The sequence below is a fragment of the Pirellula sp. SH-Sr6A genome (assembly GCF_001610875.1).
In the GTDB taxonomy this organism is placed as follows: Bacteria; Planctomycetota; Planctomycetia; order Pirellulales; family Pirellulaceae; genus JBKCUI01.
Genome location: NZ_CP011272.1, coordinates 2752013 through 2764816, shown reverse-complemented (window position 1 = coordinate 2764816; position 12804 = coordinate 2752013). Strand labels below are relative to the sequence as shown.

The window sequence follows — 12804 nt, the reverse complement described above, 5'->3', positions numbered from 1 at the left end:
CGACCTGAGTCAAGAAGGCTCGGCAGACGCTCCGTTTTGGGACGAAGAGGAGGGCATCGCGAGCGCCAAATGGATCGAGCGTTCTATCTTTTCCGATCGAGGAATTAGCATGTCCCCCACCGAAGAACCGTCGCTGGAATTAGGAAATATCGCGTTGGCACCCGAAGATGTTGCCACCTTAAAGATGTTGGTGGAACGCTATGATCGTGTCATTCAAGAGCTCGATGTGCTCAATGACGAGATCGAAAGTTTGCTGCAGGCCGAAGGGATCAAGGCTTGCGAGTCTTGAGGCCTTCTGGGACGATTGGGGGGAGTACAAAAGCGTCTTGAGAGGCCGTTCTGGGAACGTTCGTCGGACCCGAAGGGCTTCGTTTCATCCAGGTTGCCTGAAGACTAGCGAATTCCCTTAAGTCTGCCCGACGGACTGCTCCCCCAGAATCATCGTACCGTGACAGCCTCCTCTTCTCCCAAGAACTTCTCAATTCCCGATATTGCTTCCGTTCGCCGAGCTCTCGTTAGTGTTAGCGACAAATCCGGGCTGGAGCACTTTGCGAAAGGGCTCGTATCGCAGGGGGTAGAGATTTACAGCACGGGCGGCACCCGAAATTATTTGCTCGGACTGGGCATTCAGGCCCACGATGTGTCGGCTTACACGGGTTTTCCGGAGGTGATGGATGGCCGCGTGAAAACGCTTCATCCGAAGATCTTCGGAGGAATTCTGGCACGCCGAACGCTAGCGGAGGACCAGCATGCGTTGCGAGACCATGAAATCGTCGAATTCGATTTGGTGGTTGTGAATTTGTATCCGTTCGAGAGCACGATCCAGCGAGAGGGGGTCGCGATCGATGAGGCGATCGAACAGATCGATATTGGCGGCCCGAGCTTGATCCGAGCCGCGGCGAAGAATCATGCATTCACAACGGTTGCGACCAGCCCCACGCAATACGACTCGATCTTAGCAGACCTTGCTGCCAGGGGAGGCACAACCCTGACGTTGCGTCGCAGACTGGCTGCCGAATGTTTTGCGCAGACAGCCCGGTACGACGCTTGCATCGCCGACTACATGCATCAACAAACTCAGCCGCCGCGCGAGAGCGAACCGCTGGAGATGGCAGCCAACATCACGATCCCGATGCAGCTCAAAGCCACGCTTCGGTACGGCGAGAATCCTCATCAGTCGGCAGCGCTTTATCGATTGCCCGGGAAGCATGCAGCCTCGTTGGTAAACGCCCAGCAGCTCAATGGAAAAGAGCTCTCGTACAACAATTTGCTCGACTTGGACGCCGCCCTACAAATCGTTCGATGCTTTGCGAAACCATCGGCAGTGGTGATCAAGCACAACAATCCCTGCGGGGCCGCGTCTGCTCACAAAGCATCGTTTGCTTGCCGCAAAGCGCTCGACGGAGACCCGCTCAGCGCGTTTGGAGGAATCCTTGGGTTCAATTGCACGGTCGATGCCGAGACGGCCGAGGTGCTCAGTACGCCAGGATTGTTTGTCGAAGCGATCGTTGCGCCCGAGTTCACCGACGAAGCCCTCTCGATCTTAAAGACGAAGCCAAAATGGCGAGACAATGTGCGACTCATGGCGACGGGACCTTTGGTCATTCAACCGCGCGAGTTGAACTATCGATTGATTAGCGGCGGTGTGTTGGTGCAGGAAGCCGACAATCAGCCTCCGACCAGTCTCAACTGGAAGACCGTTACGAATGTTGCCGTAGCGGATGAGCTGTGGGACGACATTGCATTTGGCTGGGAGATGGTCAGGCATGTGAAGAGCAACGCCATTGTGTTAGCGAGAGACGCGGCGTTGGTGGGGGTCGGAGCCGGACAGATGAGCCGAGTCGATTCCGTGGAAATTGCGATCGAGAAAGCTGGGGAGCGATCGGCCGGGAGCATCTTGGCCTCGGATGCGTTCTTTCCATTCCCTGATTCGATTCATCGCGCGGCAAAAGCAGGAATCATTGCGATCATACAACCGGGTGGTTCCAAGAAGGACGAGGATGTCATTGCAGCTTGCAATGAATATCGCATCCCGATGATCTTCACCGGTCAGCGTCACTTCAAGCACTAAACGAGCCGCTATGTCCGATGCAACGCAGCCTTCTTCCTCGGAAGGTTCGATCCGCACCCCATCCTTTGGAGGCCTTCGCGTCGCTGCGCTCGAGAGCCGCAGACGGGACGATTTGTCTCGGCTGATTGAGCGATTTGGTGGAAAGCCTTTCGTGAGTCCTTCGATGCGAGAAGTCGCAATCGAGAAGAACAAGGAGGCAGTCGACTTCGCGTACCGGGTCATGACGGGCGAGATAGGGATCGTCATTTTCTTAACCGGGGTGGGGGTTCGGCAATTGATCGCCGCCATCGAGCCCCATGTCGATAAGCAGCGTTTTCTCGATTCTCTCTCCGATATTGTCACGATTGCACGGGGGCCTAAGCCGGTCGTCGCCATGCGAGAATTCGGTCTGCAGCCGACCCATCGGGCCCCGGAGCCAAACACATGGCGAGAAGTGCTGCAGTTGATGGACCAGCACGTACCCGTTGCCAGTCAAACGATTGGATTGCAGGAGTACGGTGTTACGAATCACTCACTCGTCGCAGGCCTGGAAGCACGCGGCGCGAACGTGGTGCACGTGCGTGTTTATCAGTGGGAATTCCCTGAAGACACATGTCCCCTGCGAGAGAACATCGGCGCGATTTGCCGTGGCGAACGAGATTGTTTGATGTTCACCAGTGCTCATCAAGCCGTCAATATGCTTCGTATGGCCGACTCGATGGGTTGCGAACGGGAGCTTCGACTCGCATTGCGCGAGACGGTGGTCGCGTCGATCGGTCCCACCACGACCGAGATGTTACAGCACTTGGAGTTGCCGGTGGATTTGGAGCCGGAACACTCCAAAATGGGGCATCTGGTGCAGGCCGCAGCAGAGAAAACAGAGCGAATTTTGAAAGCCAAGCGGTTCCTGGGCAACTCCGGTGCAACAGTTCGTTCTCAAGACGCGCACCTAGCAGGCGATGACAACATGAAAGAAGCGATCGAAGCGAGCGATTTTATCAAGGCCTGTTATCGGCAGCCCACCGAGGTGACCCCGGTATGGTTGATGAGGCAAGCAGGCCGCTATATGGCGGAGTATCGCGCGGTGCGCGAGAAACATTCGTTCTTAGAGCTCTGCAAAAACCCTGCTTTGTGCGCCGAGGTTATGGTGACTGCGGTCGAGAAAATCGGAGTGGATGCTGCGATCATTTTCTCCGACTTGCTCCCCATCTTAGAGCCGATGGGCTTTGACTTGGAGTTCGCCGCAGGTGACGGACCCGTGATTCACAATCCCATCCGCGAGCCTGCCGATATCGATCGTGTGCGGGTGCTCGAGGAAATGACGCCCCTTCAGTTTGTTGCAGACACGGTACGCCTGACGCGCGCGGCGTTACCTCCGAAAATCCCAGTCATTGGCTTTGCTGGTTCTCCCTTCACGTTGGCCAGCTACATGATCGAAGGGGGCGGGTCCCGCAATTACGTCCACACCAAGAAGTTGATGTTGGGGGATCCGTCGGCTTGGCGCGTTCTCATGGACAAACTGGTCGACTCGATCGCCTTGTACCTCAATTCGCAGATCGCGGCCGGTGCGCAGTGCGTGCAACTGTTCGATTCATGGGCGGGGTGCTTGTCGACGAACGATTATCGAACTCATGTTCTCCCGTTCATGACCAAGCTATTGGAATCGATATCACCCACGGTCCCTGTCGTGAATTTTGCGACTGGGAATCCGATGCTCCTGTCCATGTTGCGAGGCGATGCTCGCACAGTCGTCGGGTTGGACTGGCGCGTATCGCTTGATGTTGGCTGGGATATGGTGGGACCCGATCGAGCGGTTCAAGGAAACTTGGATCCCACGGTTTTATTTGCCGGTTTAGATGCGATCCGCGCGGCGGTGAAAGATGTGCTAGACCGCGCTGCAGGCCGACCGGGTCATATTTTCAATCTTGGGCATGGAATTCTTCCAGGAACTCCTGTCGACCACGTGATCGCGTTGGTCGATATGGTGCACGAGATGACGGATCGCCGAAGCAGGAGTTAACGACAAACGTGCAGTTTCAAGACGTCTCTCTCCTGTCGGTCGGATTCGTACTTCCTCCTGAGATCATCACCTCCGAGGAGATCGAGAATCGCTTGTCTCCTGTTTACGAGCGATTGAGGCTGCCGCAGGGACGTTTAGAAGGGATGAGCGGAATCCAATCTCGGCGTCTTTGGGAAAGAGGAACACGGTTGAGCGATGTCAGCGCCCGCAGTGTCCAGCTGGCAATGCGAGCTGCCAATGTGTTACCGGCTCGGATCGGAGCGTTGATCCATGCCAGCGTTTGCCGCGAGTTCCTAGAACCAGCAACGGCTTGCCGCGTCCATCATTTGGCGGGGTTGCCTTCGAAGGCGTGGGTGTACGACCTTTCGAATGCTTGTCTCGGAGTCATGAATGGAGCAGTCCAGATCGCCAGTCTCATTGACGCGGGAGTGATCGATGCGGGTATCGTGGTTGGTACCGAGGATAGTCGCGGCCTGCTCGAGGCAACAATCGCCCAACTTCTCGGGGATGAAGAGTTGACGAGGCAATCCATTAAGCCCGCGTTTGCATCGCTGACGATCGGATCGGGAAGCTGTGCTTGGCTTCTTGGGCGCACTTCCTTGTTCGGTGAGCGCGGGGCGTCGGTGCATGGGGCAGTAGCCGTTGCGAAGACTGAGTTTCATGACTTGTGTCAGAGCGATACCGATCAAGCTGGCGCGTCGATGGCTCCCACGATGCAGACCGATTCCGAGTTGCTGCTGGAGGCAGGTATCGAGACTGGGGCACAAGCGTTCGATGCTCTTCTCGAAGAATTGCAATGGGAGCGAGCGAGCATAGGACGCACCGTGTGTCATCAGGTTGGGACAGCGCATCGCCGGAGGATGCTTGAGCGTCTGGCGCTCCCTTTGGAGAGGGATTTCAGTACGTTCGCGAGGTTGGGAAATACGGGCTCGGTCGCACTTCCCACCGCCCTGGGATTGGGAGTCGAAGAAGGGTTTGTGGATGGGGGGACCCGCATCGCTCTGTTGGGAATAGGGTCTGGTCTGAATTCCGTGATGATGGGGCTTACCTGCCGACAGATTGACGTAGCGAAAGAAACGTTCGGTTGATTTTTTGGCTGGCACAAGATTTTTCGTTTGACTGACTTGGTTTGTGAGTCATCTTTCCAAACCCCCGCTTCAAAAGTTCGTTTCAACCCCAACCTAGATTTTGGGCTCTAAGCGAGGAAAAGCAGATGTCAAACGATGCATTGGGCGGGGCAGCAGTCTCGATGGAGCAGTGTATGCTCGACGCCAACGGGGGGCTCGAACAGACCGATGCAGCCATCGAACGAGCCAAAGCGAAGCTGCGCGAGATCGACGAAAAGATTGAGAAGATGAGGGAAACCCAATCGGACTCGGTTTTTACGGAGATCGCTAGCGAGCTGCACGGACACTCCCTGACCGGGTCTACTATCATTACCCAATTGACGGCTCGCTCCCATCAGTTGCTCAGCAATCTTACCCGCTTCCGATCTCGAGGCGGTCGTTAAGCCAGTGATTAGTGGCCGTGCCGGCACGCTTCGGTGCGACTCTTTCTGCAGCCGTCCCTGAGTGCTTCAGGGAATCTCGACCCTTTGCCGATCGGGGAATGGTATCCCCTCCGGATCATTCGAGGAGGAACCTCGTCCATCGATGGAAATTGGGACGTCGAAGTGATACAACATGCAGGAGCCGTACGACCGCATCTTGCGATCCCTCGGCGACGCCAACCGGGGCAGGCATTCCGGGGGCAGGCAGTCTCGTTCGAATCGTCTTGATCTTTCATCATAGAAATCGGTTGCAATGGTTACGGGCTCAAAAAAGGATTTGGTCGTCGTTGGCGGTGGCATCATCGGACTCTCCACCGCGTATTTCGCTTTGGAAAAGGGATGGAACGTTACTGTCATCGATCGCATTGCATCCCAAGGGGATAATTGCTCGCACGGTAATTCCGGCATGGTGGTTCCGAGCCACTTCACACCGCTCGCAGCACCTGGCGTAATGGGGCAGGCGATTCGGTGGCTTCGAGATCCCGAGTCTCCTTTTTCCATCCGCCCTTCGCTCAGTATGAGCATGCTGAAGTGGGGACTACGATTCTATCTCGCGTCGACCAAGGCCCAAGTCGAGCAGGCAGCTCCGCTTCTTCGCGATTTGAATTTGGCATCGCGAGACCTTTACATTCAATGGGCCGAGCAAGGCATCCAATCCGGATTGGTCAAGAAGGGGCTGCTCATGCTCTGCAATACCGATGCGATGTTGGAGGAGGAAGTAGTACTCTCCCAGCAATCGCGGGACTTAGGAGTTCCTGCGCAGGTGCTGACAGCTAACGAAGTGGAGGCCCTCGATCCGAATGTGACCCTGCAGGTGAAGGGTGGTGTCTATTACCCCAAAGACTGCCATCTCGATCCGGAGCTGCTGAATCGCTCCTTGCAATCGGAAATCGAAAAGCGAGGAGGACGCTTCCTGTGGCAGACCCACGTCACCGGTTGGAAAACCGATTCGACACGCATTCGTGCCCTCGTTACCAATCACGGAGAAATTGCAGCGGATGAATTTGTCGTGTGCGGTGGTGTATGGTCGGAGGAATTGGTTCGCTCCCTCCAGATCCGACTACCGTTGCTCGCCGGCAAGGGTTACTCGCTTACGGTTCCGACGCCGATCGAACTCCCCTCGGTCTGCTCGATCCTTTGCGAAGCCAAGGTGGCTGTGACACCGATGGGGGACAAACTACGTTTCGGTGGCACGATGACGATCGGAAACCCCGATCATGTCATTGCACCTGAGAAGATCCGCGGCATGATCAAGAGTGTTCAACGTTACATGCCCCGGTTCAAGCCCCAGCATTTCGAGGGCATCTCTCCGTGGGTAGGGCTCCGCCCGGTCACCCCGGATGGCCTCCCCTATATTGGCAAGCCATCTGGTTGGAACAATTTGACCGTCGCTGCGGGCCATGCCATGATGGGATTGAGCTTGGGCCCCATCACTGGAAAACTGACGACGCAGCTTGTTTCAGGCGAAGCGACTTCGATTCCTGGTGTTGCGGATCGGCTATCTCCTAACCGCTACGCTGCTTGATAGAAACGTCTTCCTACCTATGACACTCGATCGACGAAGTCTTTTGCAAGGAGGTATCGGTGCCGCTGCTTGCTCCGCCCTTTCCACTCTTTCGACCGAAGGTTACTCGTTCGAAAAGGACAGCGATCAACAGTGGATCGATGCGCATGTCCACGTTTGGACCGGTGACACCCAGACATATCCGCTGGCAGAGGGATTCACCAGGGAGCAGATGCAGCCCGGAAGCTTCACTCCGAGCGATCTTTTCAGCCATTGCAGGCCTCAGGGCGTGTCCAAGATTGTTTTGATCCAGATGAATTTCTACACGTTCGACAATCGCTATATGCTCGACGTGATGGAGAAGCATCCTGGAGTTTTTTCTGGAGTAGCTATCATCGATGAATCCAGTGAAGATGCCCCTAAACAAATGGCTGCGCTGAAGCAAAAGGGAGTGCGAGGATTTCGTCTTTATGCAGACCAATCGAACGTGTCGAAGTGGAAAACCTCGCAGGCGATGCGCCGGATGTGGGCTGCGGCTGCCGACCTGAACTTGGCCATGTGTTGTCTAGCCAACCCGGATGCTTTACCTGGGATCCTCGCATTCGCCAAAGAGTATCCGAAGACGCGTGTGGTGATCGACCATTTCGCACGCATTGGCATCGACGGAACCATGCGTGATACCGACCTCGACCATCTCAAGAGCTTTGTCGATCGAGAGGAGACGTATATCAAGACATCTGCATTTTATGCGCTCGGTAAGAAGAAGCCGCCCTACGATGATTTGGGACCGATGATCCAGAAATTGGTGACTTCGTTCGGATCGGAGCGATTGATGTGGGCCTCCGATTGTCCTTTCCAAATTGAAAACGGTCACACATATGGTGCGTCGATCGATTTGATTCGCAATCGCCTTGCATTCCTCACCGCCGAGGATACGAACAATCTATTGAAGAATACGGCGGCGAAAGTTTTTTTTAGCGTTTAACGCTCTTATACGTCGATATCGCTCGCCTCTTCCGCCCGTTCCATGATGAAGCGGAATCGAGCGGATGCATCTCGTCCCATCAAGTCGCTCATGACTCGATCGGTTTCGAGGTGGTCGTCGATATCGACCCGAAGCAATCGGCGCGTAGCGGGGTTTAGCGTGGTATCCCAGAGCACCTCCGGCATCATCTCGCCAAGCCCCTTGAATCGGGTGATCTCCGGTTTGGATCTCTTATCGCTCTTGGCCAGAATGCGTTCGCGATCTTCCTCGTCGGCAGCCCAATAGGTTTCTTTGCCGATATCGATTCGGTAAAGGGGTGGGACAGCGATAAAGACGCGACCATCCGCGATCAAGCCTGGCATATGGCGATATAGGAATGTCAAAAGGAGTGTTGTGATGTGATGGCCATCGGAGTCTGCATCGGCGAGTAGGATGAGACGGTCGTATCGCATTTTGGAGATGTCGAACGACTTTCCAATGCCGCACCCGAGAGCCGTCACCATATCCTGGACTTCTTTGTTCTCCAGCACCTTCGAAAGGGCAACCGATTCGGTATTGAGGACCTTGCCTCGCAGCGGCAGGATGGCTTGATGGTTGCGGTCGCGTCCCTGTTTGGCGCTACCACCTGCAGAGTCCCCTTCGACGATGAATAGTTCCGACTTTCCTCGTCCCGTCGATAGGCAGTCGCTCAGTTTACCTGGCAACATCGCGCGGCTGGTGGCTGTTTTTCGCGATACGGCTTCGGAGGCGGCTCTCGATGCGGCCCGTGCGCGGGCTGCGGCGATGATTCTCGCGACGATTGCCTCGGCTGTCGAACGATTGTTGTTCAGCCATTGTTCGAGAACGGGGCGAATGGCATTGTCGACGGATGTCTGCACTTCGGGGTTGTTCAAACGATCCTTCGTTTGACCTTGGAATTGCGGCTCGCTGATGAACACCGATAGGACGGCGACCATTCCCTCGCGGATGTCTTCTTGACCGATCTTCACACCGCGGGGCGTCAAATTATGGGTGTCGATGTAATTGCGAATCGCCTTCCCAACCCCAGCGCGGAAACCAGTCTCGTGGGTGCCTCCGACCGGAGTTGGAATGCCGTTGCAATACGAACGGACATGCTCATCGGTCGACTCCGTCCATTGCATGGCGACTTCAACCCGTTCGTCGCCATCTTTACGAAACGTAAACGCCAGATCGTGAATGGGGCTCGCTACTCGTTGTTCCAGCACCTTGCCTAGGTAATCCACGATGCCTTGTTCGTGGAAGAATGTGGTTTTTGCACCATCGACGTCGTTATGGAAATGAACCTTGACGCCTCGATGCAGGAAGCTGGCGATCTCAAGCCGCTGACGGATCAACTCGGGGTCGAACTCGGTCTTCGGGAAGATCGTCGCATCAGGTGTAAAAGTGATCGAAGTTCCTGAACCACGCGATGCACCGGAAGCCTTTTGCAGTTTGGTCGTCGGCTTTCCCTGTGAAAACTCCATCTTGTACTGAACACCATCGCGCTTCACGATGGCGATCAATTCTTTGGAGAGCGCGTTCACGACCGAAGCACCGACCCCGTGAAGACCTCCGGATGTTTTGTAGTTCTTTCCTTCGAACTTGCCCCCCGCATGCAGGACGGTAAGGACGATCTCCAGGGCGCTTTTCCCGGTCTTCGCATGTTTGTCGACGGGAATCCCGCGGCCGTTGTCGGAGACCGTGATCGTTTTCCCGTTCTTATGCAACTGGACGATGATCTCCGAGGCGTGACCGTTCATCGCCTCGTCCACCGAGTTATCGAGGATCTCCCAGATCAAGTGGTGGAGTCCGGCGCTCCCCACTCCACCGATGTACATGGCCGGACGCTTTCGGACCGGTTCCAAGCCCTCGAGGGCAACAATATCCGCTGCTGTGTAGGACGCAGATGTCGAGCTCATGAGTTCTCCAACGTAGGTGCTGAGGTGATGGGGGCCACGACAATCGAAGAGATCTTGCCGTTCTTCTGAATTTCAATACCCCGTCCACCTCGCGAAGTCGTGTTGTATTTCGCTGTGGAAATGGTCTTCTGCGCGCCCCGATTTGTTTCGACCACAAGTAGATCTCGGTCGGCGGTAGAAAGCTTGAATCCGAGCAATCGATCGGTCTTGGAAAGTTTGACGAGCATCACACCCTTTCCAGCCCCCGATAGATAGTTCACTTCCTCGCTCGAGCAAACCATAGCGCGGCATTCTTCGCTGATCGCCAGTACGGTTTCCGTTCCATGAGTCGCCTCGACACCGATCACACCATGTTCCGGTGCGACACGCGCAAACCTGCGCCCGCTCCTGGTGGAGGGCTCGACGAATTGTTGCAAACCGAATCGGAGCGCAAAACCGCTGGAAGTGGCTGCAAAGCCGTGAACCTCGGGACAATAATCCGGATGCTTTGGATCTTCGGCGATATTACCGATGGCGCGCGGATCGAGCGACAGCACCGAGACGATTTTCTCCCCATCCTTCATCTTGAATAACTTCTGCACTGGTTCGCCATGCCCGGTCGAAGCCGGAATGTCGATGAACCGAGTGGTGTAGCAAACCCCGAACGACGAAAAGAATGCGACGGTGGAGCGGGTGGATCCGGCAACGATCGCGAGGACGCTATCTCCTTCTCGCAGCCGACTCTTGGATGGATCTGCAATCGATTTCTGTCGCTTCACCCATCCGTCGCGTGTGAGCAGAACATGACAATCTTCCGCGACGATAAAATCTTCTTCGTTGTATTCCGGTTCCGCATCGACGGTGAGAAGCTCCGTCTTGCGAAGGTTTTCCTTCAGCTTACCGTAATCACCGATGAGGCTTTCAATCTCCTGTCGGACAATACCCCAACGGCCCGAGTTGTTGGTGTCGTCGGTCTTCTCTTTGAGCAGTCGCTGAATCTCTTTCGCGCGCTTTTGTTTGTCTTTCAGCTCGTCTTGGATCAAATTGATTTCTAATCGAGCCAATCGATACAATTTCAATTCGAGAATTGCATCGGTCTGGTCAGCATCCAATCCTCCTTTCGCGGCCGGGAATCTCGCCATGATCTTCTCCGCTGCATCTGCTTTGCCTTCGGATTTCCGGATGATCCGAATGATCTCATCCAACGCATCGAAGATAAGAACAAAGCCTTCGAGGATATGCATGCGCTTGAGCAATGCGGCCAGTTCATTCTCCAGTCGCTTGGTGACGACCTCCAAACGGAACCGGAGAAAGAACCAGAGAATCTCTTTCAATCCCAAACGATTCGGTGCACCGAGTTCCGGGTTCTCGGTTGGAATCAAGCAAGTCATATTGACTGCGAAATTGGTTTGCAGCGGCGTATGCTTGTAGAGATAGGCCAAGACCTTTTGTTCGTCTGCGTCCTTGCGAAGCTGCAAGTCGATTCGGATGTCGCGCGTGGAGACATCTCGAACGTCTTCGATCAGGGGCATCTTTCCGCTCAAGACGATATCGGCAATGCGCTCGACGAGAACCGATTTGTTGACACCGTAGGGAATCGCGGTGATGTGCAGTAGCTTGCTCCCTTTGGATTCACCACCGGATTCGGTTTTGCCTCGGAGGCGAATGGAGCCCTGGCCCGTTCGGTAGATCTCTCGCAATTCTTCTTTGGTGTTGATCACGATCCCGCCGGTGGGGAAATCGGGACCTTGTACGGCATCATTGGCGACCAGCTGGTAGTCTTTGATCTCGGGGTCTGCGAGAAGTTTGAGGAGGGCTCGGCAGATTTCACCGAGATTATGGGGGGGGATATTGGTTGCCATCCCGACCGCAATTCCCGTCGCGCCGTTGAGGAGCAAGTTTGGGACACGGCTGGGGAGCACGACCGGCTCGAGGCGAGAGCCGTCGTAGTTGGGTTTGAAGGGGACGGTACCATTTCCTAAATCGGCGAGCAGCTCCGAAGCGATCGCGGACATGCGGCACTCGGTGTAACGCATGGCCGCCGCGTTGTCCCCGTCGATAGAGCCAAAGTTCCCGCTCCCGTCGACCAACGGGACGCGGAGCGAGAAGGACTGAGCCATGCGCACGAGCGCGTCGTAGATTGCCGAGTCGCCGTGGGGGTGGAAGTTACCCATCACCTCCCCGACCACTTTGGCGCACTTTCGGTGCTTCGTCCCGAATCGCATCCCCTCTTGGTCCATCTGGTACAGGATGCGCCGCTGCACGGGCTTGAGGCCGTCGCGGACGTCCGGGAGTGCCCGGCTGGTGATGACCGAAAGGGAGTAGTTCAAATACCGAGCTTGTGCCGCGTCCTTCAAGGCGATGGGTTGGACACCGTCCTCGGAGAGCTCATCAAAGAGATTGGGCTCGGCTCCCCCTTTGCGTCGAGTCTTCTTGACGGGGGAGGCCTCCTGGTTCTCGTCGTCCTGACCCCTGCCGTCGGGAACGCCCGAAGTACCGCGTTTCGCCATCCTTTTCCCTTCCTCACTAATACTCAAACATCACGTTGTCGCGTCATGGACATCCTCGGAACTCCTTCGAACAAGAGCCCTGAAGACTTTCGAAAAAGTTAAACGATGCGGGTTGGGAGGTCTACGCTAGAATTCTCGTCATGATTCGTTTTTTCTCTACGTCTCGACCGCCGTTTCTCCTTTTTCGGAGCCTTGCTATCAAAACGGTCGATCCCGTCTCCCCCGCTCGCCGACGAAGACCAGGGTGGAATTTCCCATTCATGAACGCCCGGTCAAGGTCGCCAGATC

The 12804-nt window shown here is 55.6% G+C and carries 9 protein-coding genes; 7 read left to right on the top strand and 2 right to left on the bottom strand.

Annotated features, from left to right (window positions below):
* Positions 1–109: 109 nt before the first annotated feature.
* The 7 genes from VN12_RS10845 to VN12_RS10815 all read left to right on the top strand — a co-directional run bounded on the left by VN12_RS10845 (position 110) and on the right by VN12_RS10815 (position 8108).
* A complete protein-coding gene (locus VN12_RS10845) occupies positions 110–289 on the top strand; it encodes a hypothetical protein (RefSeq protein WP_146676815.1) in 180 nt (59 codons plus the stop codon).
* A gap of 192 nt (positions 290–481) precedes the next feature.
* Positions 482–2071, top strand: a complete 1590-nt coding sequence (gene purH / locus VN12_RS10840) for a bifunctional phosphoribosylaminoimidazolecarboxamide formyltransferase/IMP cyclohydrolase (RefSeq protein ID WP_409994278.1) — start codon at positions 482–484, stop codon at positions 2069–2071.
* A gap of 10 nt (positions 2072–2081) precedes the next feature.
* Positions 2082–4070 carry a uroporphyrinogen decarboxylase gene (gene hemE, locus VN12_RS10835; protein WP_146676814.1) on the top strand — a complete coding sequence of 663 codons (1989 nt, stop codon included), beginning with the start codon at positions 2082–2084 and terminating at the stop codon, positions 4068–4070.
* 8 nt (positions 4071–4078) lie between these two features.
* The gene (locus VN12_RS10830; RefSeq protein ID WP_146676813.1) at positions 4079–5158 is read left to right on the top strand and encodes a 3-oxoacyl-ACP synthase III; all 1080 of its coding nucleotides are present in this window, start codon (positions 4079–4081) and stop codon (positions 5156–5158) included.
* 125 nt (positions 5159–5283) lie between these two features.
* On the top strand, positions 5284–5580 hold the full coding sequence (locus VN12_RS10825) for a hypothetical protein (RefSeq protein ID WP_146676812.1): 297 nt from the start codon (positions 5284–5286) through the stop codon (positions 5578–5580).
* A gap of 292 nt (positions 5581–5872) precedes the next feature.
* The gene (locus VN12_RS10820) at positions 5873–7144 is read left to right on the top strand and encodes an NAD(P)/FAD-dependent oxidoreductase (protein WP_146676811.1); all 1272 of its coding nucleotides are present in this window, start codon (positions 5873–5875) and stop codon (positions 7142–7144) included.
* 19 nt (positions 7145–7163) lie between these two features.
* The gene (locus VN12_RS10815) at positions 7164–8108 is read left to right on the top strand and encodes an amidohydrolase family protein (RefSeq protein WP_146676810.1); all 945 of its coding nucleotides are present in this window, start codon (positions 7164–7166) and stop codon (positions 8106–8108) included.
* 5 nt (positions 8109–8113) lie between these two features.
* On the opposite strand, the gene VN12_RS10810 is transcribed toward VN12_RS10815, so the two are convergent.
* A complete protein-coding gene (locus VN12_RS10810; RefSeq protein ID WP_146676809.1) occupies positions 8114–10027 on the bottom strand; it encodes a type IIA DNA topoisomerase subunit B in 1914 nt (637 codons plus the stop codon).
* Complete coding sequence (locus VN12_RS10805) at positions 10024–12516, bottom strand: DNA topoisomerase (ATP-hydrolyzing) subunit A (RefSeq protein ID WP_146676808.1); 2493 nt, start codon at positions 12514–12516, stop codon at positions 10024–10026. The genes VN12_RS10810 and VN12_RS10805 overlap by 4 nt, the downstream gene beginning before the upstream one ends.
* Positions 12517–12804: the final 288 nt, after the last annotated feature.

What these genes read in the sequence shown, in the direction of transcription:
- VN12_RS10815 (WP_146676810.1), top strand. Translation starts at nt 7,164, where the DNA reads ATGACACTCGATCGACGAAGTCTTTTGCAAGGAGGTATCGGTGCCGCT.
- VN12_RS10805 (WP_146676808.1), bottom strand. Translation starts at nt 12,516, where the DNA reads ATGGCGAAACGCGGTACTTCGGGCGTTCCCGACGGCAGGGGTCAGGAC.
- VN12_RS10825 (WP_146676812.1), top strand. Translation starts at nt 5,284, where the DNA reads ATGTCAAACGATGCATTGGGCGGGGCAGCAGTCTCGATGGAGCAGTGT.
- VN12_RS10810 (WP_146676809.1), bottom strand. Translation starts at nt 10,027, where the DNA reads ATGAGCTCGACATCTGCGTCCTACACAGCAGCGGATATTGTTGCCCTC.
- VN12_RS10845 (WP_146676815.1), top strand. Translation starts at nt 110, where the DNA reads ATGTCCCCCACCGAAGAACCGTCGCTGGAATTAGGAAATATCGCGTTG.
- VN12_RS10820 (WP_146676811.1), top strand. Translation starts at nt 5,873, where the DNA reads ATGGTTACGGGCTCAAAAAAGGATTTGGTCGTCGTTGGCGGTGGCATC.
- hemE (WP_146676814.1), top strand. Translation starts at nt 2,082, where the DNA reads ATGTCCGATGCAACGCAGCCTTCTTCCTCGGAAGGTTCGATCCGCACC.